Source organism: Streptomyces sp. NBC_00289 (assembly GCF_041435115.1).
GTDB lineage: Bacteria > Actinomycetota > Actinomycetes > Streptomycetales > Streptomycetaceae > Streptomyces.
In genome coordinates this window covers 6,239,146-6,265,610 of record NZ_CP108046.1, presented here as the reverse complement: position 1 = coordinate 6,265,610, position 26,465 = coordinate 6,239,146, and the positions used below count along the sequence as shown (strand labels likewise).

Here is a 26,465-nt window from a genome sequence, read left to right as displayed (position 1 = left end):
ATGACGCATCATGGGGTGATCACATCGGAGCCTGGGGCTCCCCTTCGCTCGAGGAGACACGCACCCGCATGACCAGGCATCACGGTTATGCCCTGCTGTCCGCGATCGTCGCCGCGATCGTGGCCCTGTCCGCCGCCATATACGTCTCGGTCGCCGCCGACGACGGCACCGGCGGCAACACTCACACCCTCGCCGGGGCCCGGGCCCCGCACAACTCCGCCGCCCCCGTCTCCACCGGCGTCTGGGTCGGCGCCTGGTCCGCCTCCCCCGTCGGCGCCGAGCCGGGCACCGAGACGGACGGCATGGCGGGCCGTTCGGTGCGCAACGTCGTGCACGCGAGCGTCGGCGGTACGAGTGCCCGCATCACGCTGTCCAATCTCTACGGCCGGTCGCGGCTCACGATCAGCCACGCCTCGATCGCCGTGGCCGCCGGTACCGGCACCGCGGCCGCCACGACGGACACCATGCGGCGTCTCACCTTCGGCGGCAGCCCGACCGTCGTCGTCCCGGCGGGCCGGCAGGTGCTGAGCGACGTCGTCACCGTGCGCATCCCGAGCGGCACCGACGTGCTGGTCACCACGTACTCGCCGGTCCCGTCCGGCCCGGTCACCTACCACCCGCACGCCCGCCAGACCTCCTACGTCGCCGCCGGCGACCGTACGGAGGACGTGACCGCGACCGCGTACACCGAGCAGAGCGAGTACTGGCGCTATCTGACCGCCCTCGACGTGCTCAGCGACGAGTCGGACGGCACGGTCGTCGTCCTCGGCGACTCGCTCACCGACGGCATCACCTCCACCGAGAACGCCAACCGCCGCTGGACCGACGTCCTTTCCCAGCGGGTGCGCACTGCCGTGGAGTCCGGCCGGGACGTGCCCCGCTACAGCGTCGTCAACCAGGGCATCAGCGGCAACCAGGTCCTCGCCGACAGCTCCGGCCTCGCCTATGCCGGGGTCCGCCCGGCCACGGACTCCCCCGTCGCCGTCAACGAGAGCGGCCTGGGCCGCTTCTCCCGGGACGTCCTCGGCCGTACCAACGTCAGGGCCGTCGTCATCGACCTGGGCGTCAACGACATCCTGCGCAACCCGCGGCTCGCCGACCCCGACAAAATCCTCGCCGGCCTGCGCACCCTGGTCGGCCAGGCCCACGCCCGCGGCCTCAGGGTCGTCGGCGCCACCCTGATGCCCTTCCACGGCCACCGCGGCTACACCCCGGCCCGCGAATCCGTACGGCAGCGGATCAACGCCGAGATCCGCGCGGGCCGGGTCTACGACGCCGTCGTCGACTTCGACCAGGCCCTCCGCGACCCCTACGACCCGCGCCGGCTCCGCTCCGACTACGACTCGGGCGACCACCTCCACCCGAGCGACAAGGGCTACCGTCGGATGGCCGAGGAGTTCGACCTCGACGACCTCAAGGGAACGGCCCCGGCCAAGCTGTAGGGGTGTACGCAGCGGCGCCCGGCACGGCTTCCCTCCGGTGGAGGACGGGAAGCCGGTCCCGAAGCCGGTCGGGATGCCGGTCCGGATGCCGGTCTCAGGAGGCCGGTCAGGGGGCCGGTCCGAAGGTCAGCGCAGTTCTCCGCGGGAGTCCCGGCCCCCCAGCCGTTCCCGCCGCCGCTCCTCCTTGAGCCGCTGCCGCTCGGCCCGTGTGACCTTGCGTTCGATCCCGACCCCGCCCCAGAACGCGAACCCGGTCACCACCACGCGGGGCGCCCCCGGATCGCCCGGAGTGCCCACCTCGCGCTGGTCGAAGCCGCCCATGATCCCGATCCCGCGGACGACGACCTCGACCCCCGGCGGCACGACGATCTGCATCCCGCCCATGATCGCGACGCAGTTGATCACGACCTCCCGGTCCGCGAAGTTCGCCTCCCGCAGATCGATCTCACCGCCGCCCCAGAACGCGAACGAGGTGAAGCGCCTGGGCACCGTCCAGCGCCCCCGCCGCTGGAACCCCGACATCACGGCCACGGCCCACGTCGAGGAACCCTCGCCCCCGACGATCCGCTGCGCCCAACTCCCCTGCCCCGCCACGTCCTTGATCATCGACACCGAGGAGGAGAGGGCGGCCGGAAGATCCCGTGTGATCGGCGTCAGCTCCCCGTAGGTGCGCGCCTTGTACGTCGCGTCGAGCCGTTCCTCGAACTCCGTCATGTCGAGCCGGCCCTCCGCGAGGGCGTCCCGCAGGACCTCGGCGACTCGTTCACGATCGGCGTCGGACGCGCGAAGCTCCGGAAGGTCGTCGGTCATGGACAGCAGCGTACGAGTTCCCCCGGCCCGCGGCTACGAGACCGCTTCCTCCGACGCCGACGAGTCCGACGACTCCGCCGATGCCAGTGCCGACGTCTCCGAGGCGTGCGCCGACTCCGCCGACTCCGCGTACATCTTCGCGATCACGGCCTCGATGTCGGGCTCCCGTACCGAGAGGTCCAGCAGCGGGTACTCGGCGGCGATCCTCGCCACCAGCGCCGCGGCCGACTCCGCCGCCGGGAACGCCAGCCACTGCCGCGGCCCCTCCACCCGCACCACCCGCGCGGGCGGGGCCTCGATCGGCGGCAGCTCCCGCTCCAGGTCCACCACCAGGGTCCGTTCACTGTCCCCCGCCTCGTGCAGCCCGGCGAGCGGACCGTCGTACATGAGCCGCCCGTGGTCGATCACCATCACCCGCGAGCACAACTGCTCGATGTCCTGCAGGTCGTGCGTGGTCAGCAGCACCGTCGTGCCCCGCTCGGTGTTCAACTCCCGCAGGAAGTCCCGCACTCTGACCTTGGAGATCACGTCGAGGCCGATCGTCGGCTCGTCGAGGTACAGCACCTCCGGGTCGTGCAGCAGGGCGGCCGCGATGTCGCCGCGCATCCGCTGCCCCAGCGACAGCTGACGCACCGGCACGTCCAACAGGCTCTTCAGCTCCAGGAGTTCGACACACCTGTCGAGGTTCTCCCGGTACCGGGCGTCGGGAATCCGGTACATGCGGTGCATCAGCTTGTACGAGTCGATCAGCGGCAGGTCCCACCACAACGTCGTCCGCTGCCCGAACACGACCCCGATCCGGTGCGCGAGACGCAGCCGCTCACGGGACGGGTCGATGCCCGCCACCCGCAGCCGGCCGCCGCTCGGCGTCAGAATCCCGGTGAGCATCTTGATGGTGGTGGACTTGCCCGCGCCGTTCGGCCCGATGTAGCCGACCATCTCACCGCGCGCCACCGTGAAGGAGATCGAGTCGACCGCCCGCACCCGCCGCCGCTCGCTCCGCAGGAATCCGGTCTTCCTGCGCACGTCGAAGACCTTCTCGACACCGTCCACTTCGATGAACGCACCGTCCACGAGCCCCTCCATCCATCCCTCGATCCGTCCCTCCGTCGATCCCCGCGCGCCGGGGGCCGGGCCGTCAGTCCCTCTCCCGCTCGTCCCCGAGTCCCTCAGCTCCCCGTGCTCCGGTACGACCGCAGGCCCGCCCGCCAGGCGGCGCCCGCCAGCGCACAGCACCCCACCGCCACCAACGGCGGGGCGAAGGCGACCCACTCCGGCAGCCCGAGCGGGTACGGGCGCCCCAACAGGTAGGACACCGGAAGCCAGTTGACGAAGGCCAGCGGCAGCACGAAGGTCACCGCGCGCACCAGGTCCTTGCCGAACACCGTGGGCGGGTACTGCAACAGCGTCGTACCGCCGTAGGTGAACGCCGCCTGTACCTCGGCGGCGTCCTGCGCGACGAACTGGAAGGCCGCGCCCACCACGAACAGCGCGCAGAAGATGGCCGCGCCGCTGACCAGCGTCACCGGCAGCAGCAGCGTCTTCGGCACGCTCCAGTCGATGTCGACGGCCACCAGCGCGTAGCCCAGTACCAGCGCCCCCTGCACCATGCGGGCGAACCGGCGCGGGGCGAAACGGTCCGCCGAGGCCTGCGCGAGCACCGGTGCGGGCCGCACGAGCAGCGTGTCGAGCGTGCCGTCCCGTACGCGGGTGCCCAGCCGCCCCGCCGAGCCGACCACGAGGTCCGCGAACCCGAAGGACGTGACGGACAGGCCGTAGAGGAGGGCGACCTCGGGCAGCGAGTAGCCGCCGAGCGAGTCGACGCGGGAGAACATCAGCAGGATCGCCACGAAGTCGAGCGCGGTCACCAGCAGGTTGCCGAGGACGGTCATCGCGAAGGAGGCGCGGTAGGCCATCGTGGAGCGGATCCACATCCCCGCGATCAGTCGGTAGGCACGCAGCCCCTCCGCGACCATGGACCCCTCGCCCACCGTGGACCTTTCGCCCACCCTCGGCCCGTCGCCCACCGTGGACCTTTCGCCCACCCCGGTCACGTCACCCACCCTGGACCACCACCCTGCGGGTCGCCGCCGCCTGCACCAGCCGCCCTGCCGCCAGCAGCGCCACCGCCCACACCGCCTGGAAGGCGAAGGTCGGCAGCGGATCGGCCTCACCCAGCAGGACGTCCGCGGGAAGTTGCAGCAGCGCCGACCACGGCAGCGCCCGGACGACGTCGCCGAGTCCGCCGGGGAAGACGTTCAGCGGCAGCGTCATCCCGGAGCAGAACAGCCCCGTGATCATCAGCAGCTGAAGCATGCCCGTGCCGTCCAGCAGCCAGAAGCCGCTCAGCGCCACCAGGTACCGGACGGCGAAACTGACGACCGCGCCCAGCAGCAACGCGACCAGGAACGCGAGCCAGACCAGCGGGTCGTCCGGCAACGCCACCGGGAAGAAGAACGCCCCGAAGGCGAAGGGGATCACACCCCGGCCCAGCAACTGGAACGCGGAGCGGCCCAGGTCGGCCGCCAGCCACCACAGTTGGAGATCGGCCGGCCGGTAGAGGTCGATGGCGATCTCGCCCGTACGGATGCGTTCCATGAGCTCGTTCTCGAAGCCCCCGCCCTGGATGGCCAACGCGGCGAACAGCGCCTGGCCCAGCCACACATACGTGACGGCCTGCGACTGGTCGTAGCCGCCCAGATGCGGCCGCTCGTCCCACAGCGCCAGATACGTGTAGACCAGGATCAGGCCGAAGACGGTGTTGGTGAACACCCCGGCCGCGGTGGCCACCCGATACGTCGCGTACCGTCGGAACGCCCCTGCCGCGACGGCCGCGTACAACCGGCTCGAGCCCACACCCACAGCCTTCCTCGCCCACGCGAATCCACGCGAGGCCGTGCGAAACCGTTCAGACACCGAAACGCAGGAGCCTAGTCCCCAGGCCGCAAGCCGTGCCACGGGTTTTCCGGCCCAGAAGCGTGCCGCGATCCGGGAACGGAACGCATGGTGCGAGAGTCTTCAACAGGGGGCGCAGAACGCGAACGAGGTCGTACGGGAACGTATGACGCGAAACAGGAGTCCGTGCACGAGATGAGTGACGAGCCGCAGCAGCCGAAACAGGGCTGGGCACCGAGAGAGTTGGAAGCGGCCGCCGAGCCCGCGGGCACGAAGCCCAAGCGGCCGGGACGGCCCAAGCGCACCGGTTGGCGCCGGCTCCTCCCGACCTGGCGCATGGTGCTCGGCACCTTCGTCCTCGGCGTCGCGCTGCTCGCCGGCCTGTTCTTCCTCGGCTACTCCATGGTGAAGATCCCGTCCGCCAACGCCTTCGCCACCCAGCAGAGCAACGTCTACCTCTACGCGGACGGCACCCAGCTCGCCCGCGACGGCGAGGTCAACCGCGAGAACGTCTCCCTGCCCCAGATCTCCAAGGCCGCACAGCACGCCGTACTGGCCGCCGAGGACCGCGACTTCTACACCGAGTCCGCGATCGACCCCAAGGCGATGCTGCGGGCCGGCTGGAACACCGCCACCGGCAAGGGCAGGCAGTCCGGCTCCACGATCACCCAGCAGTACGTGAAGAACTACTACCTGGCCCAGGAACAGACCGTCACCCGCAAGGTGAAGGAGTTCTTCATCTCGGTCAAGCTGGACCGCACCGAGAGCAAGGACCGGATTCTCGAGGGCTACCTCAACACCAGCTACTTCGGCCGCAGGGCCTACGGCATCCAGGCCGCCGCCCAGGCGTACTACGGCGTCGACGCCTCCGGCCTCGACCCGGCCCGCGCCGCCTACCTCGCCGCACTCGTCAACGCGCCCAGCGAGTACGACGTCGTCGCCCGCCCGGAGAACAAGTCCGCGGCCGTCGCCCGCTGGAACTACGTCCTGGACGGCATGGTCAAGAAGGGCTGGCTCAGCGAGTCCGAGCGCACCGGGCTGAAGTTCCCGATGCCGAGGGAACAGACCGTCTCCACCGGCCTGTCCGGGCAGCGCGGCTACATCGTCAACGCGGTCAACGACTACCTCGTCGACAACAAGATCGTCGGCAAGGACGAGCTCGAGGCCGGCGGCTACCGCATCACCACCACGCTGCAGAAGAGCAAGCAGAACGCCTTCGTGAAGGCGGTCGACGACAAGGTGATGTCCAAGCTGGACAAGAAGAACCGCAAGGTCGACCGCTACGTCCGCGCGGGCGGCGCCTCCGTCGACCCGAAGACCGGCAAGGTCGTCGCGCTGTACGGCGGCATCGACTACGTCAAGCAGTACACCAACGGCGCCACCCGCGGTGACTTCCAGGTCGGCTCCACCTTCAAGCCGTTCGTGTTCACCTCGGCCGTCGCCAACGACTCCGAGACGCAGGACGGCCGCCTCATCACGCCCAACACGATCTACGACGGCACCAACAAACGGCCCGTCGAGGGCTGGGTCGGCGGCACCTACGCCCCCGAGAACGAGGACCAGGGCTCCTACGGCGACATCACCGTGCGGGAGGCCACCGACAAGTCGGTCAACTCGGTGTACGCGCAGATGGCCGTCGACGTCGGCTCCGACAAGGTCAAGCAGACCGCGATCGACCTCGGCATCCCGGCCGACACCCCCGACCTGACCGCGTCCCCGTCCATCGCGCTCGGCCCGTCCACCGCCAGCGTCCTGGAGATGGCGGAGGCGTACGCCACGCTCGCCAACCACGGCCGGCGCGGCACCTACCGCATGATCGAGAAGATCACCAAGGAGGGCAGGGACACGGCGGTACTGCCCGCGCGGAAGACCGACCAGGCCGTCAGCCGCGAGGCCGCCGACACCACCACCTCGGTCCTGCGCAGCGTCGTCGAGAACGGCACCGCGACCGCCGCCCTGGCCGCCGGCCGCCCCGCGGCCGGCAAGACGGGCACCGCCGAGGAGGACACCGCGGCCTGGTTCGCCGGCTACACGCCCGAACTCGCCACCGTCGTCTCCGTCATGGGCCAGGACCCGGACACCGCGGCCCACAAGTCGCTGTACGGCGCGATGGGCCTGCAACGCGTCAACGGCGGCGGGGCGCCCGCCGAGATCTGGGCCCAGTTCACCAAGGACGCCCTGAAGGGCAAGCCGGTCGGCGACTTCGACCTCCGGCTCCAGCCGGGTGCCGACCAGGTCCAGGAGTCACCCTCCGCCCCCGAGACGGATCCCGGCGAGGGCGACCAGGACGACGACCCGACGACCGGCGCCACGACCACCGGCGGCGGCACCACCGGCGCGTCACCCACCACGGGCGGCACGACCACCGGCGGCACCGCGTCGCCCACCACGGGCGGCACGACCGACGGCACCACCGGCGGAACGACGACGGGCGGCACCACGGGCGGCACCACGACCGACGGCGGCACCACGGACGGCGGCACCACCGACGGGGGCACCACCGGCGGGACGACGACCGACGGCGGCACCACGGACGGCACGACCGGCGGCAGCACCGGAGGGACGACCGGCACCACGCAGGGCACGGTGGCGGGGACACTGAGCACCGCACCGAGAAGACGCTGACCGGTTCAGTGCCCCGAGGTCGCCTTCAGCCCCACGACGGCGACCAGCAGCAGCGACACGAAGAAGATCCGGGCGGCGGTCACCGGCTCCCCCAGCACCACCATGCCGAGCACCGCCGCCCCGGCCGCCCCGATGCCCACCCACACGCCGTAGGCGGTGCCGATGGGCAGCGACTTCGCGGCGTACGACAGCAGCAGCATGCTGGCCACGATGCCCGCGCCGGTGAGCACGCTCGGCACCGGCCGGGTGAAACCGTCGGTGTACTTCATCCCGATCGACCAGCCGACCTCGAGCAGACCGGCGACGACGAGCAGAACCCAGGCCATGACTGAAACCTCCGAGACGGGCGGGTGCGGGCCATGCGTCGTCTTTGCCTGCGTCCCGGTACGGCGCGTCTCGTCGGGTCTCCTTCGAAGGTAGCAAGAAAACGGCTGGAGGGGCCGGTGACCATAGTCACCGGCCCCTCCAGCCGTCGATCTACAGGTACAGCCCCGTCGAGTCCTCGGACCCCTCGAACCGGTCCGCGGCCACCGCGTGCAGGTCACGCTCGCGCATGAGCACGTACGCGATGCCCCGCACCTCGACCTCGGCCCGGTCCTCCGGGTCGTACAGCACCCGGTCACCCGGCTCCACGGTCCGCACGTTCTGGCCCACCGCGACGACCACGGCCCAGGCCAGCCGCCGGCCGACCGCCGCGGTGGCCGGAATCAGGATGCCGCCCCCCGAACGCCGCTCACCCTCGCCGGTCTCCTGCCGCACGAGCACACGGTCGTGCAGCATCCGGATGGGCAGCTTGTCGTGCTGGGGGCTGGAATCGTTCCTGTTGGCGCTCACGCGTCGAATTTACCTGCCTCGGCCGGGTACGGACGCCGTCGGGTCAGCTCTTACGGCGCCGGGTGCCCAGCGCGAGCAGTCCCACCACCCCGATCACCGCGAGCGCGGCGACCGGCACGACCCGCTCCAGCCTCGGCGCGCCCTTCTCGTCGACGAACTGTCCCTTGACGTCACTCACCACGCGGTTGACGCCGACGTAGGCGCGCCCGAGCGTGTGGTCGATGTTGGAGACGACCTTGGCTTTGGCGTCCCCGACGATCGTCTTCGGGTGCACCCGCACCCCGATCTCGTCGAGCGTCTCGGCCAGCAGCTCGCGGCGGCGCGTGATGTCCGCCTCGATCTGCGCCGGGGTTCTCGTGTCCGACGTGTCCGCCACCGTACGGCCTCCGAAGTCTGCTGATGCTTGGTGCGGACAGTCTGTCAGCTCAGGGCCGGGCCGCACTGTCAGGACCCCCGGTTAGGCTCGGACTCGGCACCCGTTCTTTTGCTTTTGCTCGCACAAGGAGACCAGGACCGATGACGGAGCGACTCCAGCCCGGGGACACGGCCCCCGCCTTCACCCTGCCCGACGCCGACGGCAACGAGGTCTCGCTGGCCGACCACAAGGGCCGCAAGGTCATCGTCTACTTCTACCCCGCGGCTCTGACCCCCGGCTGCACGAAGCAGGCCTGCGACTTCACGGACAACCTGGAACTGCTGGCCGGCGCGGGCTACGACGTCATCGGCATCTCGCCCGACCAGCCCGAGAAGCTCGCCAAGTTCCGCGAGAAGGAGTCCCTGAGGATCACGCTCCTCGCGGACCCCGACAAGACCGCCACCGAGGCCTACGGCGCCTACGGCGAGAAGAAGAACTACGGCAAGACGTACATGGGCGTCATCCGCTCCACGGTCGTCGTGGACGAGGAGGGCAAGGTCGACCGGGCCCTGTACAACGTCCGGGCGACGGGCCACGTAGCGAAGATCATCAAGGACCTGGGGATCTGAGCACCCACTCGCCCCAACCGCCGCGCCGTCACCACCGTCTGGTGGCCGGAGGGTCCGAATACCCCTCGACCATGAGCGAGCCTCGGCGGGTAGCATGAGCCCGCAGGCGCCCGTACGCCAACGGCTGAGCGGCAATCTTTAGGTGGTTGTGTCTGTCGGTTCGAATCCGACCGGGCGTACCGAAGAAACAGGAAGCCTCGCACCTTGGATTCAGAGGTGCGAGGCTTTTTCGCGATCTCAGCTCACCAACTCCCGCACCACCGGCACCAACCCCCGGAACGCCTTCCCCCGGTGGCTGATCGCGTTCTTCTCCGCCGGGGTCAGTTCGGCGCAGGTGCGGGACTCGCCGTCCGGCTGGAGGATCGGGTCGTATCCGAAGCCGTTCGTGCCGGTGGGGGTGTGGCGCAGTACGCCGGGCATGCGGCCCTCGACCACCCGTTCCGTGCCGTCCGGCAGGGCGAGGGCCGCCGCGCAGGCGAAGTGGGCGGCGCGGTGTTCGTCGTCGATGTCGGAGAGCTGGGCGAGGAGCAGGTCGAGGTTGGCCTTGTCGTCGCCGTGGCGGCCGGCCCAGCGGGCGGAGAAGATGCCGGGGGCGCCGTTCAGGACGTCGACGCAGAGGCCGGAGTCGTCGGCGACGGCGGGCAGTCCGGTCGCCCGGGCCAGCGCGTGGGCCTTCAGCAGGGCGTTCTCGGCGAAGGTGACGCCCGTTTCCCTGACGTCGGGGATCTCGGGGTAGGCGTCCGCGCCGACGAGGTCGTGGGGCAGGCCTGCGTCGGCGAGGATCGACCTGAGTTCGGTGATCTTTCCGGCGTTGCGGGTGGCGAGGATCAGGCGGGTCATGGGGTCCAGTATCGCCAGTCGCCCGGGCGGCCGGTTACGGGGTGCAGACCTTCGTCAGTTCGCCGGCCGCGTCGGTGACGGGGCTGAGATCGGGGGTCTCGTCGCCGTTCTTGATGGACGTACGGACGTTGTCGACCGCCTTGCCGAGGCCGTCGACGGCCTTGTTGACGTCGGCGTTGTCCGTCTTGTCGCCTATCTTGTCGAGGTTCTTCTCGATGGAGTTGAGCGACTGGTCGAGCTGTGTCGGGTCGTTGGAGGCGTTCTCCACGGCCTGCTGGAGGTCGGTGACGCTGTCGGCGATGACGTCTGCGGTCTGGACGCAGTCCAGGGCCTTGTTGACGGCGTCGCAGCCGGTGGTGAGACCGGTGGTGAGCGCGACGGCCGCCAGGGCGGCGGCGATGGCGGAGCGGCGGCCTCGACGGCGACTCGCGGACATGACTGTGTTCCTCCCCTGGGCAGGCCCAACGGCCCCCGTTGCCGGCCGGGCGCACGGTGGTGTGCCGTGCGCCCGTATTCGTAGGGACGCGGGGGTGGGCGGCCGGGTTGCCCCGTACGGCCGCCCTTCTTGGTGCGTCCTTTACTCGGTGGGACTTTTCGAGAAGCACTGCTGCGCGGGAACCGCTACTTCTCGACGGTCGTCTCGAGTGCCGCGCGCTGGACGGCGGCCAGGTCGGTGCAGCCGGCGACGGCCAGGTCGAGGAGGGAATTGAGTTCCTCGCGGGCGAAGGGTTCGGCTTCGGCGGTGCCCTGGACCTCGACGAAGCGGCCGTCGCCGGTGCAGACGACGTTCATGTCGGTGTCGGCGCGCACGTCCTCCTCGTAGCAGAGGTCGAGGAGCGGGACTCCGCCGACGATGCCGACCGACACCGCGCTGACCGTGCCGGTGAGGGGCTGGCGGCCGGCCTTGATGAGCTTCCTGCCCTGGGCCCAGGCGACGGCGTCGGCGAGGGCGACGTACGCGCCGGTGATGGCCGCGGTGCGGGTGCCGCCGTCGGCCTGGAGGACGTCGCAGTCGAGGACGATGGTGTTCTCGCCGAGCGCCTTGTAGTCGATGACGGCGCGGAGGGAGCGGCCGATGAGGCGGCTGATCTCGTGGGTGCGGCCGCCGATCTTGCCGCGGACGGATTCGCGGTCGCCGCGGGTGTTGGTGGCACGCGGGAGCATGGAGTACTCGGCGGTGACCCAGCCTTCGCCGCTGCCCTTGCGCCAGCGCGGGACGCCTTCGGTCACGGAGGCGGTGCAGAAGACCCTGGTGTCGCCGAAGGAGACGAGGACGGAGCCCTCGGCGTGCTTGCTCCAGCCGCGTTCGATGGTGATCGGGCGGAGTTGTTCGGCGGTGCGGCCGTCGATTCGAGACATGGCGACGAGCCTAGTGGTAGATGCGGAAGGGGCTCCTCCCGCGGTGGGAGGAGCCCCTTCGGGGTGAGCGGGCGGCCCCGGGGGGCGCGTGGCTCACATCATGTCCTCGATCTCCGCGGCGATCGGGTCGGCGTCGGTGCCGATGACGACCTGGATGGCGGTGCCCATCTTGACGACGCCGTGTGCGCCGGCGGCCTTGAGCGCGGCGTCGTCGACCTTGCTCGCGTCCACGACCTCGGTCCGGAGGCGGGTGATGCAGCCCTCGACCTCTTCGATGTTGTCGATGCCGCCGAGCCCGGCAACGATCTTCTCAGCCTTGGTGGCCATGCTCTGTCTCCCTGATCCGAACCGCTTTTTCGCAGTAACCCACAGTTGGCCCATCTTCGCGAGCGGTCCTGTCGTGGGTGCCGAAGGATGGCGTGCACGACAGAAAACCGTGCGCCGACTGGTCTACACCACCTGGTGGACGGTAGCCAAACGCGGGCCCCGCCGGGAGGAGTTCGATGAGCGCCGACAGCGCCGCCACCGCCGACGGTGGCGTGAGCCCCGGGCGGGCCCGCTGGCACAAGGTGTTCCAGGGGCTGCAGAAGATGGGGCGCAGTCTTCAGCTCCCCATCGCCGTGCTGCCGGCCGCCGGCATCCTCACCCGTCTCGGTCAGCCGGATGTGTTCGGGGACGACGGGCTGGGGTGGTCGGACGTCTCGAAGGTGATGGTGGGCGCGGGCGGCGCGCTGCTCGACAGCAGTCTCGGTCTGCCCCTGTTGTTCTGCGTCGGTGTCGCCATCGGCATGGCGAAGAAGGCGGACGGTTCGACGGCCCTCGCGGCGGTGGCCGGCTTCCTCGTCTACTTCAACGTGCTGCGGCAGTTCCCCGAGGACTGCGCGGAGGGGTCGAAGCCCGTCGGGACGGGCTGCCAGTTGACCGACGGCACGGTGACCGTCTTCACCTACCAGAATCCGGGCGTCTTCGGCGGCATCGTCATGGGTCTGCTCGCCGCGTTCCTCTGGGCCCGTTTCCACCGTACGAAGCTGGTCGACTGGCTCGGGTTCTTCAACGGCCGCCGGCTGGTGCCGATCATCATGGCGTTCGTGGCGATCGCGTTCGCGGCCGTGTGTCTGTGGATCTGGCCGCCCATCGGCGACGGGCTGGAGAGCTTCAGTGACTGGCTGAGCGACGCGGGCGCGTGGGGTTCGGGCGTGTTCGGTCTGGCGAACCGCGCGTTGCTGGTGATCGGGCTGCACCAGTTCCTGAACGTGCCCATCTGGTTCCAGTTCGGCAGTTACACCAAGCCGGACGGCACGGTGGTGCACGGTGACATCAACATGTTCCTGGCGGGCGACCCGAACGCGGGGCAGTTCACGTCGGGCTTCTTCCCGATCATGATGTTCGCGCTGCCCGCTGCCGCCCTCGCCATCACGCACTGCGCCCGGCCCGACCGGCGCAAGGAGATCGGGGGCCTGATGACGTCGGTGGCGCTGACCTCGTTCGTCACGGGCATCACCGAGCCGATCGAGTACTCGTTCCTGTTCGTCGCACCGCTGTTGTACGTGGTGCACGCGGTGTTGACGGGTGTGTCGATGGCCGTGACGTGGGGGCTGGGTGTGCACGACGGTTTCAGCTTCTCGGCGGGTCTGATTGACTACGTCATCAACTGGAATCTGGCGACGAAACCGTGGGCGATGATTCCGATCGGGCTGTGCTTCGCCGTCGTCTACTACGCGGTCTTCCGCTTCGCGATCACGAAGTTCGATCTGAAGACGCCGGGGCGTGAGCCCGCGGACGAGGTGGAGGACGTCACAAAGGTCTGACGTCAGCGGGAAGTTGGGCCCTCGGACCATCGGTTCGGGGGCCTTTGTCATGCCTGTTCGCAGGCTCGCGGGCGTCTGCGGACCGGCACGGAGCGTAGTGCTCCGGTTGCAGAATTCGCGGGTTCCTTATATCGCCTTCACCGTGCTACAACATGGTCTACACCACTGAGTGGTGTAGACCACCACCCGATGGAGGAAGTATGAGCTCCGCCACCGCGACACCGGCGGCACCCGCGAAGAAGCGGGGATCCGGCCTGCTCCAGGGCCTGCAGAAGGTCGGCCGAAGCCTGCAGCTCCCGATCGCCGTGCTGCCGGCGGCGGGTCTTATAGTCAGGCTCGGCCAGCCAGACGTCTTCGGGGCCGACGGCCTCGGCTGGGACAAAGTCGCCTTGGTCTTCGACAAGGCAGGCGGCGCGATCACCGGCAACCTCCCGATGCTCTTCTGCATCGGTGTCGCCATCGGCTTCGCCAAGAAGGCCGACGGCTCGACCGCCCTCGCCGCGCTGGTGGGCTTCCTGGTCTACAGCAAGGTCCTCGAGGCATTCCCCGTGACCGAGGCCCAAGTCACCAAGGGCGCGGACCTGGTCGCGACTTACAACAACCCCGGTGTCCTCGGCGGCATCCTCATGGGTCTGCTCTCCGCGGTCCTCTGGCAGAGGTTCCACCGTACGAAGTTGGTCGACTGGCTCGGGTTCTTCAACGGCCGCCGACTCGTTCCGATCATCATGGCGTTCGTCGGCATCGTCGTCGGTGTCTTCTTCGGGCTGGTCTGGGAACCCATCGGCGAGGGCATCGGAAACTTCGGCGAGTGGATGACCGGTCTGGGTTCCTTCGGCGCCGCTCTCTTCGGTCTCATCAACCGTGCGCTGATCCCCGTCGGTATGCACCAGTTCGTGAACACGGTGGCCTGGTTCCAGCTCGGTGACTTCACCGACGCCGCCGGCCAGGTCGTCCACGGCGACTACAGCCGCTTCCTCGCCGGTGACCCGACTGCCGGGATGTTCATGTCCGGCTTCTTCCCGATCATGATGTTCGGCCTGCCGGCCGCCGCGCTGGCCATGGCGCACACGGCTCGCCCGGAGCGCCGCAAGGCCGTGCTGGGCATGATGATCTCGCTCGCCCTGACGTCGTTCGTGACCGGCGTGACCGAGCCGATCGAGTTCTCGTTCATGTTCATCGCCCCGCTCCTCTACGTGATCCACGCCGTGCTGACCGCTGTCTCCATGGCGGTCACCTGGGGGCTGGGAGTCCACGCGGGCTTCAACTTCTCCGCCGGCTTCATCGACTACGCCCTCAACTGGAACCTGGCCACAAAGCCATGGCTCATCATCCCCATCGGCCTGGCCTTCGCCGCGATTTACTACACCGTCTTCCGCTTCGCCATCATCAGGTTCAACCTCCCCACCCCGGGCCGCGAGCCCGAGGAGGAGCTGGAGGACCTCACCAAGGCGTGAGCCCCACGGCATGACGAAGGCCCCCGGAGTCGTACGGCTCCGGGGGCCTTTCACGTCGTAGCGCCTAGATCTCGTACGACACCCTCGGCGTCGCCAGTTCCACCGGGCCGTCGAAGACCGCGCGCGCGTCGGCGAGGTTGACCCGCGGGTCGGTCCACGGGGGGATGTGGGTGAGGACCAGCCGGCGGGCTCCTGCCCGGGCCGCCGTCTCTCCCGCCTCGCGGCCGTTGAGGTGCAGGTCGGGGATGCTCTCCTTGCCGTGCGTGAACGCCGCCTCGCACAGGAACAGGTCGCTGTCGCGGGCGAGGTCGTCCAGCGCGGCGCTGACGCCCGTGTCGCCGGAGTAGGTCAGGGTCTTCCCACCGTGCTCGACGCGGATGCCGTACGCCTCCACGGGATGGGCCACCCGCTCCGTGTGCACCGTGAACGGGCCGATCTCGAAGGTGGACGGCTTGACCGTGTGGAAGTCGAAGACCTCGCTCATGGAGGAGGCGGTGGGGGTGTCGGCGTAGGCCGTGGTCAGCCGGTGTTCCGTGCCCTCGGGGCCGTAGACGGGGATCGGGTCGCAGCGGCCTCCGTCGTGCCGGTAGTAGCGCGCGACGAAGTAGGCGCACATGTCGATGCAGTGGTCGGCGTGCAGATGGCTGAGGAAGATCGCGTCGAGGTCGTAGAGACCGCAGTGGCGCTGCAACTCGCCCAGGGCACCGTTGCCCATGTCGAGAAGCAGCCGGAAGCCGTCGGCCTCGAGGAGGTAGCTCGAGCAGGCCGATTCCGCGGACGGGAACGACCCCGAGCAGCCGACGACGGTGAGCTTCATAAAGCGGAAACCTCCGCGGGCGGGGAACTTTTCTGGAAAGGAGACGGGGGTCGTGCGGTCCGTCGAGCGTAAGGCGCAAAACCTTGGGTCGCTCCTCCACCAAGGGCTGTTGTGTGCGAACTCACCTGTGCTGTCACCGGTTCGGCTGGAAGAGGAGTGCATGAGGTGTGAGAGAGGGCGCGCGATGGGGATCGCGCGCCGGTAACGTCATCCGCATGGACACGTCCTGGTGGCTCGCGCTCGTGGCGGTGGTGCTGCTCGCCCTGGTTGCCACGCTAGTCGACGGCTGGGGTCGGGGGCACCGGCCGGGCGGTCGCAGGAGCAGGCCGCCGGGGCGCCCCGAGGGGCCGCGCGGACGGGCGGGTGCGCCGCGGGCGGCGGAGATCTGGTGGGCGAACGTGCCCTTCGAGGACGGCCGGGGGTCGAGAGGCGCCGCGCGCGGAGGGGTGACGGGCGCGGCGCGGGCCAAGGACCGGCCGTGTCTGGTCCTCGCGGTGCGCGGGCGGCGGGTGACCGTCGCGAAGATCACCAGCAAGTACCACGGCGAGCGGCCCGGGGTGATCCCGTTGCCGCCGGGTGCCGTGGGGGACGCCGAGGGCCGCGCCAGTTTCCTGGAGACGGACGAGCTGCGCGAGGTCCCGGTGCGGGACTTCCGGCGCCGGGTGGGAGTGGTGGACCCGGTCCTGTGGGACCAGGTCCGTCACCTCGCCCGCTGAGCCGGGCTCTGGCTCACGCCCAGAGCTGTCCCTGTACTGCCGCGATGGCCTCTTCCGTGGTGGCCGCCGTGTAGACGCCCGTGGAGAGGTACTTCCAGCCGCCGTCGGCCACGACGAACGCGATGTCCGCGCTCTCGCCCGCCTTGACGGCCTTGTTGCCGACGCCGATCGCCGCGTGCAGGGCGGCTCCGGTGGAGACACCGGCGAAGATGCCCTCCTGCTGGAGCAGCTCGCGGGTGCGGGTGACCGCGTCCGCGGAGCCGACGGAGAAGCGGGTGGTCAGGACAGAGGCGTCGTACAGCTCCGGTACGAAGCCCTCGTCGAGGTTGCGCAGGCCGTAGACCAGGTCGTCGTAGCGCGGCTCGGCGGCGACGATCCTGACGTCCGGTTTGTTCTCGCGCAGGAAGCGGCCGACGCCCATGAGGGTGCCGGTGGTGCCGAGACCCGCGACGAAGTGGGTGATCGACGGCAGGTCGGCGAGGATCTCCGGACCGGTGGTGGCGTAGTGGGCGCCGGCGTTGTCCGGGTTGCCGTACTGGTAGAGCATCACCCAGTCGGGATGTTCGGCGGCGATCTCCTTGGCGACGCGTACGGCGGTGTTGGAGCCGCCCGCGGCGGGGGACGAGATGATCTCGGCGCCCCACATGCCGAGCAGGTCACGGCGTTCCTGCGAGGTGTTCTCGGGCATCACGCAGACCATGCGGTAGCCCTTGAGCTTGGCCGCCATGGCCAGGGAGATGCCGGTGTTGCCGGAGGTCGGTTCCAGGATCGTGCAGCCGGGGGTCAGGCGGCCGTCCTTCTCCGCCTGTTCGATCATGTGCAGGGCCGGGCGGTCCTTGACCGAGCCGGTCGGGTTGCGGTCCTCGAGCTTGGCCCAGATCCGGACGTCGGCGGACGGCGAGAGCCGCGGCAGGCGCACCAGGGGGGTGTTGCCGACCGCGGCCAGCGGGGAGTCGTAACGCATGAGGGCGCGACGGCCGATCAGGCCATGCCGCCGGCCACGGCCGGCAGGATCGTCACGTTGTCGCCGTCGGCGAGCTTGGTGCTGATGCCGTCGAGGAAGCGGACGTCCTCGTCGTTGAGGTAGACGTTGACGAAGCGGCGCAGTTCGCCGCCGTCCACGATGCGGGCCTGGATGCCCGTGTGCCGGCTCTCGAGGTCGGTGAAGAGATCGGCGAGGGTCTCTCCGGTGCCCTCCACCGCCTTCTTGCCGTCGGTGTACTGGCGGAGGATGGTCGGGATGCGGACCTCGATGGCCATGGCTCAGGGCTCCTGTCGGTGGTGTCTGGTCGGTGGGCGCGCGGCAACGGCACGGGCGCGTGGTCGTACGCGGGGTGGGCGGTCGCCGCGGCTCACGGGCCGTACGGCGGCGGGGCCGGCGTCAACAGATGGCGCTGGCGAGCCTGCACAGGTCGACGTGCAGCCGCGCCACGAGCAGCGTGCCCGGCGTCTTCTCGCTCACGTCGTGGAGAACCATGGGCTCATCGTATCGATTCCCGGTCCGGCCCCCGGAATGTGATCTCACTCTTCGGACACATTTCATCCGAGGTACGAGATCAGTATGTTTCCACCACCCTGACCTCCTCCTCCGTGACCTCTCCCTCCACGATCCGGAACGAGCGGAACTGGAACGGGCCGGCGTCGTCGGTGTCCGCGGTGGAGACGAGGACGTAGTGGGCGCCGGGCTCGTTGGCGTAGGAGATGTCGGTGCGGGAGGGGTGGGCCTCGGTCGCCGTGTGCGAGTGGTAGACGATCACCGGTTCCTCGTCGCGGTCGTCCATCTCGCGGTACAGCTTGAGGAGGTCCTGGGAGTCGAACTCGTAGAACGTGGGCGAGCGGGCGGCGTTCAGCATGGGGATGAAGCGCTCGGGGCGGTCCGTGCCCTCCGGGCCCGCGACCACGCCGCACGCCTCGTCGGGGTGGTCCTCGCGCGCGTGGGCGACGATCTGGTCGAACAGGGCCTGGGTGATGGTCAGCATGCTGGTCAGGATAAACAGAGGCGCAGCCCCGTACCGGTGGGTGGTACGGGGCTGCCCGGATGCCGGATGTCCCGGGTGGATCAGCCGACGTTCTCCAGTTCCGGTTCGCGGCGCTCGGCGATCCGGGGGTTGCGGCTCTTGAGGACCGCCCAGCCGATACCGAGGGCGGCGGCCCAGCCTGCCATCACGTAGAGACAGACCCGGGAGTCGGCGTCGTAGGCGATCAGGCCGGTGACGAAGAGGAGGAAGGCGATGGCGACGTACGAGCACACCGCGCCGCCCGGGGCGGGGAAGGACGAGGCGGGCAGGCGGCCGGCCTCGACCGCGCGGCGGTACAGGACGTGGCTGATCAGGATCATCAGCCAGGTCCAGATGCCGGCCGCGGTGGCCACCGAGGTGACGTAGCCGAAGGCCTTCTCCGGGACGACGTAGTTCAGGACGACGCCGATGCCCATGAAGGCGACGGAGACCGTGATGCCGAGGGCCGGGGTCTTGGTGGCCGACAGCTTGCTGAAGCCGCGCGGCGCCTCGCCGTTGTCCGCGAGGTTGCGCAGCATCCGGCCGGTGGAGTACATGCCCGAGTTGCAGGAGGACAGGGCGGCGGTGAGGACGACGAAGTTGACGATGGCCGCGCCGGCCGGGATGCCGATCTTCGCGAAGGCCGCGACGAAGGGGCTGACGCCGGGGGCGAACTCCGTCCACTTCACGACGCAGAGGATGACCGTGAGGGCGCCGACGTAGAAGAGGGCGATGCGCCACGGGAGGGTGTTGATCGCCTTCGGGAGCGTCTTCTCGGGGTTCTCGGACTCGCCGGCCGTGACGCCGACCAGTTCGACGGCGAGGTAGGCGAACATGACGCCCTGAAGGGTCATCAGGGACGAGCCGATGCCCTTGGGGAAGAAGCCGTCGAACTGCCAGAGGTTGGCGACGGCGGCCGTGTCACCGGCGGAGCTGAAGCCGAAGGTGAGGACGCCCAGACCGATGACGATCATGCCGATGAGGGCGGTGACCTTGACCATCGAGGCCCAGAACTCGATCTCGCCGAACACCTTCACCGAGATCAGGTTGGCCACGAAGAGGACGATCAGGAACACCAGGGCCGACACCCATTGGGGGACCGAGGGGAACCAGTAGTTGATGTAGATGGCGGCGGCGGTCAGCTCCGCCATGCCGGTGACCACCCACATCAGCCAGTACGTCCAGGCGGTGAAGTAGCCGAAGAACGGGCCGAGGAACTCTCGGGAGTACTCCGCGAAGGAGCCCGAGACCGGGCGGTAGAGCAGCAGTTCGCCGAGCGCCCGCATGATGAAGAAGATGATCACGCCCGCGAGGGCGTACATCAGGATGAGGCTGGGGCCCGCCTTGGCGATGTTGGCCCCGGCGTTGAGGAACAGGCCGACGCCGATGGCGCCGCCGATCGCGATCATCTGGACCTGGCGGCTTCCGAGCCCTCGCTCGTACCCCTCTTCTGGGGCGTCGCCGCTCACGGCCTCACTGCCGTCGTGTGCCTTACCGACCTGCGATGAGGTCATGTCTGGTGCGCCTTTCTCCATGCCGGTCCGCGCCAGTCCCATGGCGTCGGATCGGGTTCCGATCCCCCCGGATAGGTGGAGCTTCGTGCCTGGCCGGCGGTTGCCGGCTCGGTGGCGCACCCGGCCGGACATGGGTGGTGTCGGCCGGGCGGTCGTGAAGATCTATCACGGGCGCAGCGGTGATCACCGGCTTGGCGTGTGGCGCACGCCACAGGGAGAAGCGGACAAACCGATCCCGCGCCCGCATAAACGGCCGCACCGGTGACCCGATCGTTATCCGGATTTGAGCGTCCGCTGAGCGAACGCTCCACGGTGTCGACAACGGGAGGAGTCAGGGCATAAGCGTCGCGACGAGCGACTCCTGAAGGCCGCCCAGCCACAGGTAGGCCATCACCATCGGCTTGCGCGGGTCCTCGTCCGGGAGCCGGTAGAGGAGGTCGGTGTCGTCCTCGTCGCTGATGTCCAGCCGGGAACCGATGGCCAGCCGCAGGTCGTTGAGGGCGCCGAGCCACTGCTTCGACTCCTCCGGCGCCAGCTTCAGGACCGCCCCGCCGTCACCGGCGGACATCAGGACGTCGAGGGAGCGGATCACCGCGAGGGCGCTCTCCCGCTTGCCGGCCCGCAGGTCATTCTCGGTGTAGCGGCGGAACTCGGACGAATGCGCCCGCTGCTCCTCGGCAGCCTGAGGTCCCGGGGTCGCCTCCGGGTCGCCGTAGGCGTCGGGGAAGAGGCGGCGCAGCACCGGGTCGGCGGGCGGTTCGCTCGGACCCTCGGCGAACAGCTCGGCGAGCGGGTCCTCGGGGGTCTCCTCGGCGGGGCCGGGGCCGATGAGCTCCAGGAGCTGGACGGCCAGCGAGCGGATGATGGAGATCTCGACGTCGTCGAGGGCGACGGCCGCGCCGCCGCCGGGGAGCGGTTCGAAGTGTCCTGGCATCAGGGGATATCGCTACTTCCGGTCCTGCTGGAGGGTGGCCCACAGACCGTAGCCGTGCATGGCCTGCACATCGCGTTCCATCTCTTCGCGGCTGCCGCTGGAGACGACCGCGCGGCCCTTGTGGTGGACGTCCATCATGAGCTTGGTGGCCTTGTCCTTCGTGTAGCCGAAGTACGTCTGGAAGACGTACGTCACGTAGCTCATGAGGTTGACCGGGTCGTTGTGCACGATCGTGACCCAGGGGACGTCCGGCTCGGGTACGGCGAAGACCTCCTCCGCCGACTCGGTGCGTTCGATCTCAAGGGGAGCGGGTGACGTCACAGAGCCCATGCTGCCACCGCAGGGGGGTGGTCGCACAAACGGGCTCGTGAACTGTCCCGCGAACGGGTTCCCGCACCCGCCCGGCGGACCAAATCGTCAGAGTGACGAAATGGGGGTAGTATCCGTGGTCATGAACACAGCGGACCTTGGCCTGCCGGTGGACGTTCCCTCGACGGCACTCTTCACGGACCAGTACGAGCTCACCATGCTGCAGGCCGCTCTCAAGGCGGGCACCGCCGAGCGGCGCAGCGTGTTCGAGGCCTTCACCCGGCGACTGCCGGACGGGCGCCGCTACGGCGTCGTCGCGGGGACCGGCCGGGTGCTGGACGCCGTGGAGAACTTCCGTTTCGACGCGGGCGTCCTCGGCTTCCTGCGCGAGCGGCAGATCGTCGACGAGCAGACCCTCGAGTGGCTCGCCTCCTACCGCTTCGGCGGTGACGTCTGGGGCTACCCCGAGGGCGAGGTGTACTTCCCCGGCTCGCCGATCCTGCGAGTGGAGGGCACCTTCGCGGAGTGCGTGCTCCTGGAGACCGTGATCCTGTCCATCCTCAACCACGACTCGGCGATCGCCGCCGCGGCCTCCCGCATGTCCGCCGCCGCCGGCGGCCGCCCGCTGATCGAGATGGGCGCCCGGCGCACGCACGAGCTGGCCGCGGTCGCCGCCGCGCGGGCCGCGTACGTCGGCGGCTTCACCACCACCTCCGACCTCGCGGCCGGTTTCCGTTACGGCATCCCGACGGTCGGGACGAGCGCGCACGCCTTCACCCTGCTGCACGACCACGAGCGGGACGCCTTCCAGGCGCAGGTGAACTCGCTGGGCCGGGGCACCACCCTCCTCGTGGACACGTACGACGTCACCGAGGCCGTCCGGGCGGCCGTCGAGGTCGCCGGGCCCGAGCTGGGCGCGGTCCGCATCGACTCCGGCGACCTGCTGCTCGTCGCGCACCGGGTGCGGCAGCAGCTGGACGAGCTGGGCGCGACCGGCACGAAGATCATCGTGACCTCGGACCTCGACGAGTACGCGATCGCCTCGCTGGCCGCGGCGCCCGTGGACGCGTACGGCGTCGGCACCCAGCTGGTGACCGGCTCCGGCCACCCGACGGCGTCGATGGTCTACAAGCTGGTCGCGCGCGCGGAGACGGCCGACCCGAAGGCACCGCTGGTGTCGGTGGCGAAGAAGTCCACCGGCGGCAAGACGTCCGTCGGCGGCCGCAAGTGGGCCGCGCGTCGTCTGGACGCGCACGGGGTGGCGGAGGCGGAGGTCGTCGGCACCGGGCCGGTACCGGCCGAACTCGCCGACCGCCAGTTGCTGGTCGAGCTCGTCAAGGGCGGCGAGGTCGTCGCGCGCGAACCGCTCGACGTGCCCCGCGAGCGGCACACGGCCGCCCGCGGCAACCTGCCGCTGTCGGCGACCCAGCTCTCCCGCGGCGAACCCGTCATCCCGACGGAGTACGTGCACGGGCGCTCGGGTAGCTAGCACCTGTCCGGTCGACCGCGGTGAGGGAAAGCACGCACCCCCTCCCCCGCCGCCGTCGAAGTCAATAGGCTCGGAGGCTCATCGGCCGGGCCCGCACCCCTTCCGCTCCCGACCCCATAGTCGAAGGACACCGCCCATGCGCCGCGCCTTGATCGTCGTTGACGTGCAGAACGACTTCTGCGAGGGGGGCAGCCTCGCGGTGACCGGGGGCGCCGACGTGGCCGCCGCCATCACCGAGCTGATCGGGCAGGCGCCCGCCGGCTATCGGCACGTGGTGGCGACCCGCGACCACCACATCGCCCCCGGCGGCCACTTCGCCGACAACCCCGACTTCGTCCACTCCTGGCCCGCGCACTGCGTGGCCGGCACCGAGGGGGTGGGCTTCCACCCGAACTTCGCCCCGGCCGTCGCCTCCGGCGCGATCGACGCCGTCTTCGACAAGGGGGCGTACGCCGCGGCGTACAGCGGCTTCGAGGGGCACGACGAGAACGGGGTCTCGCTCGGCGACTGGCTGCGGGCCCGGGACGTCGACGAGGTGGACGTCGTGGGCATCGCGACCGACCACTGCGTGCGGGCCACCGCGCTGGACTCGGTGCGGGAGGGTTTCCGCACGCAGGTCCTGCTCGACCTCACCGCCGGAGTGGCCGAGGACACCACCGGCCGGGCCCTGGATGAGCTGCGGGAGGCCGGGGTCGAGCTCTCCGGGAAGCCGGTCGTCTGACCTTCTTCCCGGACCGGCCCGGTTCGACCGGGGCGCGGCGCGGCCCGCCCCGGTCGACCGGGACGTCAGTGGGTCGCCAGGCGCACCCCGGCCAGGGTGGTGAAGGCCCGCCAGGCGGTCGGTTCGCAGGCGGTGATCTCCCGCCACACGAGACCGTCCGGGTGGTACAGCACCGCGGATATCTCGTCCGGCGTCGGCGGGGCCGCGTTGCCCCGCAGGTAGATCGCGCGCAGCCCCAGATTGCGCAGCCTGGTCAGCGCGCGGGCCCGGTTGGCCGCGTGCACCAGCACCCGCACCCCGGTTTCGCCGCCGGGCGCCGGACTGGGCAGGTTCAGCGCCACCACGACGCTGCCGGTCGGCAGCTTGCAGAAACCTCCTGCGGCCATGCGGTCACACCCCCGTGCGAGTCGGTGTCAATAAGAGAGCCACAGGACGCACCTAAACACGATCGGCGGCAACCCGCCAGGGGGTCACCGCCGATACGCTTCTGACCTGCGAAAACAGTGGCTACTTCGCGGAGGGTCCGACCTGGAGCGTGATCGTCGAGCCGCTCAGCGGCTCCTTGACAATCTTGATCCGGGTGTTGGTGTCAGTGATCTTGACGCCCGCGTACGGGTTCGACGCGTCGTAGTACGACGACTTGGCGTCATCGAAGACCGGGACACCCGCACGCGCCTTGATCTTGGTCGCGACATCCGCCTTGTGCAGCGTGATCGCGTCCGTCGGGTACCAGCTGAAGGTGGAGTCGAAGGCCTGGATGCGGTTGCGCATCAGGGTGCCGTCGGCCCACTTCAGCGGGGTCGGGTGCGAGTCGATGGGAAGGATCAGACCCTCACCCGCGTGGGCGCTGGTGTTGTCGTCCGCCTGGGAGGTGTCCCACTTCCAGATCAGCAGACCGTTCTGGTAGGCGTAGTGCTCCACCCAGTCCGGACGGGTCGTCGAGAAGCCGTAGTTGTACGGGCCGACCTTCAACACCTTGTCGTACGAGACGTACTGGCGGTTCTCGGCGATGTAGTACTGGGCGTAGTCGTCCGTGATGGACGCGCCGATGAGCGAGAAGCCGTCCGCCGTCCAGGCCGCGTCAGCGGACTCGGCGTTGTCGGCGAAGACGGTGGCGCCGTCGGCGGTCACCGTGATCTCGTCGGCCGCGAAGCCCTTCTGGGCCACGCCCCCGTCGGTGGCGTAGCGGAAGCGCAGGTCGACCTTCTTGCCCGCGTAGGCGTCGAGCGGGAACGTCAGCTTCTGGTAGGCGGCCACCGTGCCGGTGAGGGCGGGCTTGTCGCTGCCGTCGCGCGGGATGGCGGTGCCGTCGGCCAGGGTTCCGTCGACGGGCGTCCAGTTGGCGCCGTCGGTGGAGACCTCGGTGTAGAGGTAGTCGTAGTCCTGCTCGATGTCCCACCAGGCGTCGAGCGTGAGGCTCGCGCTGGTCTTGCCGGTCAGGTCGACCGAGCGGGACAGGGAGTTGCGCAGGTCGTTGCCGCTGCCGCTCCACCACTGCGAGGCGCCCTGCGCCGGGGCGACCACCTGGGTGGTGACCTCCTTCTCCGGCAACTGGACCACGAGGGCCTGGGCGTTCTTGGTGTTGTACTCCGCCACGCCCAGCCTGTGGGCGGACTTCACGCCCGCCTTGGCGACGTCGTAGTCGAGCCAGCCGAGCTGGAGCTTGTCCCAGGCGTTCATGTCACCGGGCAGGTCGCCGATGGACTGCTTGCCGGTACCGAGCCAGGAGCCGGACGACATCAGGGTCCAGAAACCGGTGGAGTTCTCGCCGCCGGCCGTGTCGTACTCGTCGGGCAGGCCGAGGTCGTGGCCGTACTCGTGGGCGAAGACGCCCAGGCCGCCGTTCTCCGGCTGGATGGTGTAGTCGCCGACCCAGACGCCGGTGTCGCCGATCTGGGTGCCGCCGAGCTTGTTGGTGTCCGGGCCGGTGGCGCCGGCGTCGGTGCCGAAGGCGTACCAGCGGTGGGCCCAGATCGCGTCCTCGCCCTGGGCGCCGCCGCCCGCGGACTCGTCCTCGCCGGCGTGCACGATCTGGAAGTGGTCGATGTAGCCGTCGGGCTCGTTGAAGTTGCCGTCGCCGTCGTAGTCGTAACGGTCCCACTGGTCGAACTCGGCCAGTTCCGTCTTGATCTCGGCGGCGGTGTCGCCGGCCGCCTCGCGCTCGGCGACCCAGGCGTTCACGCCGTCCTGGACCGCGTACCAGGCGCCGGTGGAGGCCTTGTTGGAGCCGTAGCGGGCCTCGTTGTAGGGGACCTTGACCCAGTCGGTCACTTCGCCCTCGACCGAGTAGCGGCCCGAGGACTGCTTCTCGTAGTACTTCTTCAGCGACTCGGTCTTCTTGCCGGTGCCGAAGTACAGGTCCTGGAAGTGCGCCTGGTTGTAGTCCGCCTGCCAGGCCGTGCTGTTGTCCTTCTTGCGGTCCGGCGCGGCGATCGTGTTGTGCGCCGGGCCCGCCGTGCCGCCGTAGCGGCTGTCGACCTGGTCGCCGAACTCGACCAGGATCGTGAAGATCTTGTCGGTCTTCTCGCGGCCCAGCTCGACGTACTTGTCCTTGCCCTTGAGCTTGACGACCTTCGAGCCGTTGCGGTCCTTGACGGACGCGGCGCCCGATATGACCTGGTCCAGCGCTTCCTGGTGCTGCGCGTCCTGAGTCTTCGTCAGGGGCCCGTCGAGGTCGTGCTTCTTCGTCTTGACCGGCTGCGGATCATGCCGGTCCACCGTGGCGCTCGCCGCGGACCCGCCGTCCGCGGCCTGTGCCACGGCGAACGCAGAGAACGTGGCCGAGGCCGCCGCAAGGGCGACGACCGTCGCTGCCGTTCTGAACGTCCAGGATCTACCCGTCACTTGATGCCTCCCCTAACGCGCCCGTCTACGCGGAGGGGGATCCTGATCAAGGGGGTCCTGATCATCTAAGGTC

Annotated in this window: 29 protein-coding genes, 1 tRNA gene and 1 riboswitch; of the genes, 9 read left to right on the top strand and 21 right to left on the bottom strand. The window is 69.6% G+C overall.

The window, feature by feature from the left end; translation table 11 throughout:
* Positions 1 to 68 precede the first annotated feature (68 nt).
* Positions 69 to 1,442: an SGNH/GDSL hydrolase family protein gene (locus OG985_RS28335; RefSeq protein WP_371671162.1), complete on the top strand. Its 1,374-nt coding sequence runs from the start codon at positions 69 to 71 to the stop codon at positions 1,440 to 1,442.
* 126 nt (positions 1,443 to 1,568) lie between these two features.
* On the opposite strand, the gene OG985_RS28330 is transcribed toward OG985_RS28335, so the two are convergent.
* The 4 genes from OG985_RS28330 to OG985_RS28315 form a co-directional block, all read right to left on the bottom strand.
* The gene (locus OG985_RS28330) at positions 1,569 to 2,252 is read right to left on the bottom strand and encodes a DUF1707 domain-containing protein (protein ID WP_371671161.1); all 684 of its coding nucleotides are present in this window, start codon (positions 2,250 to 2,252) and stop codon (positions 1,569 to 1,571) included.
* A 33-nt stretch (positions 2,253 to 2,285) separates the two neighbouring features.
* Positions 2,286 to 3,338 (bottom strand): ATP-binding cassette domain-containing protein, encoded by a 1,053-nt coding sequence (locus OG985_RS28325; protein ID WP_371671160.1) that lies wholly within the window; start codon positions 3,336 to 3,338, stop codon positions 2,286 to 2,288.
* Between the two features lie 83 nt (positions 3,339 to 3,421).
* Complete coding sequence (locus OG985_RS28320) at positions 3,422 to 4,228, bottom strand: ABC transporter permease (protein WP_371674516.1); 807 nt, start codon at positions 4,226 to 4,228, stop codon at positions 3,422 to 3,424.
* Positions 4,229 to 4,307: 79 nt separating this feature from the next.
* On the bottom strand, positions 4,308 to 5,114 hold the full coding sequence (locus OG985_RS28315; RefSeq protein WP_371671159.1) for an ABC transporter permease: 807 nt from the start codon (positions 5,112 to 5,114) through the stop codon (positions 4,308 to 4,310).
* A gap of 228 nt (positions 5,115 to 5,342) precedes the next feature.
* Between OG985_RS28315 and OG985_RS28310 the strand changes: the two genes are divergently transcribed.
* On the top strand, positions 5,343 to 7,772 hold the full coding sequence (locus OG985_RS28310) for a transglycosylase domain-containing protein (protein ID WP_371671158.1): 2,430 nt from the start codon (positions 5,343 to 5,345) through the stop codon (positions 7,770 to 7,772).
* 5 nt (positions 7,773 to 7,777) lie between these two features.
* On the opposite strand, the gene OG985_RS28305 is transcribed toward OG985_RS28310, so the two are convergent.
* The 3 genes from OG985_RS28305 to OG985_RS28295 all read right to left on the bottom strand — a co-directional run bounded on the left by OG985_RS28305 (position 7,778) and on the right by OG985_RS28295 (position 8,982).
* Entirely contained in the window at positions 7,778 to 8,098 is a 321-nt protein-coding gene (locus OG985_RS28305) for a multidrug efflux SMR transporter (RefSeq protein ID WP_371671157.1), read from the bottom strand.
* Positions 8,099 to 8,130: 32 nt separating this feature from the next.
* Positions 8,131 to 8,203, bottom strand: a riboswitch (guanidine-III (ykkC-III) riboswitch).
* Positions 8,204 to 8,249: 46 nt separating this feature from the next.
* A complete protein-coding gene (locus OG985_RS28300; RefSeq protein ID WP_356041228.1) occupies positions 8,250 to 8,606 on the bottom strand; it encodes a co-chaperone GroES in 357 nt (118 codons plus the stop codon).
* A 43-nt stretch (positions 8,607 to 8,649) separates the two neighbouring features.
* A complete protein-coding gene (locus OG985_RS28295) occupies positions 8,650 to 8,982 on the bottom strand; it encodes a DUF3618 domain-containing protein (protein WP_371671156.1) in 333 nt (110 codons plus the stop codon).
* Between the two features lie 140 nt (positions 8,983 to 9,122).
* On the opposite strand from OG985_RS28295, the gene bcp reads away from it, so the two are divergent.
* On the top strand, positions 9,123 to 9,590 hold the full coding sequence (bcp, locus tag OG985_RS28290) for a thioredoxin-dependent thiol peroxidase (RefSeq protein ID WP_371671155.1): 468 nt from the start codon (positions 9,123 to 9,125) through the stop codon (positions 9,588 to 9,590).
* A gap of 106 nt (positions 9,591 to 9,696) precedes the next feature.
* Positions 9,697 to 9,769, top strand: a tRNA-Leu gene (locus OG985_RS28285).
* Positions 9,770 to 9,827: 58 nt separating this feature from the next.
* Here the strand turns inward: OG985_RS28285 and rdgB are convergent.
* From rdgB to OG985_RS28265, 4 genes are all read right to left on the bottom strand, one after another.
* A complete protein-coding gene (gene rdgB / locus OG985_RS28280; protein WP_371671154.1) occupies positions 9,828 to 10,430 on the bottom strand; it encodes an RdgB/HAM1 family non-canonical purine NTP pyrophosphatase in 603 nt (200 codons plus the stop codon).
* Positions 10,431 to 10,464: 34 nt separating this feature from the next.
* Positions 10,465 to 10,866 (bottom strand): hypothetical protein, encoded by a 402-nt coding sequence (locus tag OG985_RS28275; RefSeq protein WP_371671153.1) that lies wholly within the window; start codon positions 10,864 to 10,866, stop codon positions 10,465 to 10,467.
* Between the two features lie 185 nt (positions 10,867 to 11,051).
* Positions 11,052 to 11,789: a ribonuclease PH gene (rph, locus tag OG985_RS28270; protein WP_371671152.1), complete on the bottom strand. Its 738-nt coding sequence runs from the start codon at positions 11,787 to 11,789 to the stop codon at positions 11,052 to 11,054.
* Between the two features lie 93 nt (positions 11,790 to 11,882).
* The gene (locus tag OG985_RS28265; RefSeq protein ID WP_356041213.1) at positions 11,883 to 12,116 is read right to left on the bottom strand and encodes a PTS glucose/sucrose transporter subunit IIB; all 234 of its coding nucleotides are present in this window, start codon (positions 12,114 to 12,116) and stop codon (positions 11,883 to 11,885) included.
* 176 nt (positions 12,117 to 12,292) lie between these two features.
* On the opposite strand from OG985_RS28265, the gene OG985_RS28260 reads away from it, so the two are divergent.
* Positions 12,293 to 13,597, top strand: a complete 1,305-nt coding sequence (locus OG985_RS28260; protein WP_371671151.1) for a PTS transporter subunit EIIC — start codon at positions 12,293 to 12,295, stop codon at positions 13,595 to 13,597.
* A gap of 200 nt (positions 13,598 to 13,797) precedes the next feature.
* Positions 13,798 to 15,051, top strand: a complete 1,254-nt coding sequence (locus OG985_RS28255; protein ID WP_371671150.1) for a PTS transporter subunit EIIC — start codon at positions 13,798 to 13,800, stop codon at positions 15,049 to 15,051.
* 64 nt (positions 15,052 to 15,115) lie between these two features.
* Here OG985_RS28255 and OG985_RS28250 read toward each other — a convergent pair whose 3' ends face one another.
* On the bottom strand, positions 15,116 to 15,868 hold the full coding sequence (locus OG985_RS28250) for an MBL fold metallo-hydrolase (protein ID WP_371671149.1): 753 nt from the start codon (positions 15,866 to 15,868) through the stop codon (positions 15,116 to 15,118).
* Between the two features lie 215 nt (positions 15,869 to 16,083).
* On the opposite strand from OG985_RS28250, the gene OG985_RS28245 reads away from it, so the two are divergent.
* The gene (locus OG985_RS28245) at positions 16,084 to 16,584 is read left to right on the top strand and encodes a type II toxin-antitoxin system PemK/MazF family toxin (RefSeq protein ID WP_371671148.1); all 501 of its coding nucleotides are present in this window, start codon (positions 16,084 to 16,086) and stop codon (positions 16,582 to 16,584) included.
* 13 nt (positions 16,585 to 16,597) lie between these two features.
* On the opposite strand, the gene OG985_RS28240 is transcribed toward OG985_RS28245, so the two are convergent.
* From OG985_RS28240 to clpS, 7 genes are all read right to left on the bottom strand, one after another.
* Complete coding sequence (locus OG985_RS28240; protein WP_371671147.1) at positions 16,598 to 17,548, bottom strand: PLP-dependent cysteine synthase family protein; 951 nt, start codon at positions 17,546 to 17,548, stop codon at positions 16,598 to 16,600.
* A gap of 17 nt (positions 17,549 to 17,565) precedes the next feature.
* Positions 17,566 to 17,844: a MoaD/ThiS family protein gene (locus OG985_RS28235; protein WP_371671146.1), complete on the bottom strand. Its 279-nt coding sequence runs from the start codon at positions 17,842 to 17,844 to the stop codon at positions 17,566 to 17,568.
* A 121-nt stretch (positions 17,845 to 17,965) separates the two neighbouring features.
* Positions 17,966 to 18,061, bottom strand: coding sequence for a putative leader peptide (locus OG985_RS28230; RefSeq protein ID WP_330354505.1), 96 nt, complete (start codon positions 18,059 to 18,061; stop codon positions 17,966 to 17,968).
* A 79-nt stretch (positions 18,062 to 18,140) separates the two neighbouring features.
* A complete protein-coding gene (locus OG985_RS28225; protein WP_371671145.1) occupies positions 18,141 to 18,563 on the bottom strand; it encodes a Mov34/MPN/PAD-1 family protein in 423 nt (140 codons plus the stop codon).
* Positions 18,564 to 18,643: 80 nt separating this feature from the next.
* Positions 18,644 to 20,095 carry an amino acid permease gene (locus tag OG985_RS28220; RefSeq protein ID WP_371671144.1) on the bottom strand — a complete coding sequence of 484 codons (1,452 nt, stop codon included), beginning with the start codon at positions 20,093 to 20,095 and terminating at the stop codon, positions 18,644 to 18,646.
* A gap of 331 nt (positions 20,096 to 20,426) precedes the next feature.
* The gene (locus tag OG985_RS28215; RefSeq protein ID WP_371671143.1) at positions 20,427 to 21,029 is read right to left on the bottom strand and encodes a DUF2017 domain-containing protein; all 603 of its coding nucleotides are present in this window, start codon (positions 21,027 to 21,029) and stop codon (positions 20,427 to 20,429) included.
* A gap of 12 nt (positions 21,030 to 21,041) precedes the next feature.
* Positions 21,042 to 21,359, bottom strand: a complete 318-nt coding sequence (gene clpS / locus OG985_RS28210; RefSeq protein WP_371671142.1) for an ATP-dependent Clp protease adapter ClpS — start codon at positions 21,357 to 21,359, stop codon at positions 21,042 to 21,044.
* A gap of 121 nt (positions 21,360 to 21,480) precedes the next feature.
* On the opposite strand from clpS, the gene OG985_RS28205 reads away from it, so the two are divergent.
* Both OG985_RS28205 and OG985_RS28200 read left to right on the top strand, forming a co-directional pair.
* On the top strand, positions 21,481 to 22,827 hold the full coding sequence (locus OG985_RS28205) for a nicotinate phosphoribosyltransferase (RefSeq protein ID WP_371671141.1): 1,347 nt from the start codon (positions 21,481 to 21,483) through the stop codon (positions 22,825 to 22,827).
* Positions 22,828 to 22,963: 136 nt separating this feature from the next.
* A complete protein-coding gene (locus OG985_RS28200) occupies positions 22,964 to 23,548 on the top strand; it encodes a nicotinamidase (protein WP_371671140.1) in 585 nt (194 codons plus the stop codon).
* A 65-nt stretch (positions 23,549 to 23,613) separates the two neighbouring features.
* Here the strand turns inward: OG985_RS28200 and OG985_RS28195 are convergent, their stop codons facing one another.
* Both OG985_RS28195 and OG985_RS28190 read right to left on the bottom strand, forming a co-directional pair.
* Positions 23,614 to 23,934, bottom strand: a complete 321-nt coding sequence (locus OG985_RS28195; RefSeq protein WP_371671139.1) for a hypothetical protein — start codon at positions 23,932 to 23,934, stop codon at positions 23,614 to 23,616.
* Positions 23,935 to 24,055: 121 nt separating this feature from the next.
* Positions 24,056 to 26,392 (bottom strand): immune inhibitor A domain-containing protein, encoded by a 2,337-nt coding sequence (locus tag OG985_RS28190; RefSeq protein ID WP_371671138.1) that lies wholly within the window; start codon positions 26,390 to 26,392, stop codon positions 24,056 to 24,058.
* Between the last annotated feature and the right edge of the window lie 73 nt (positions 26,393 to 26,465).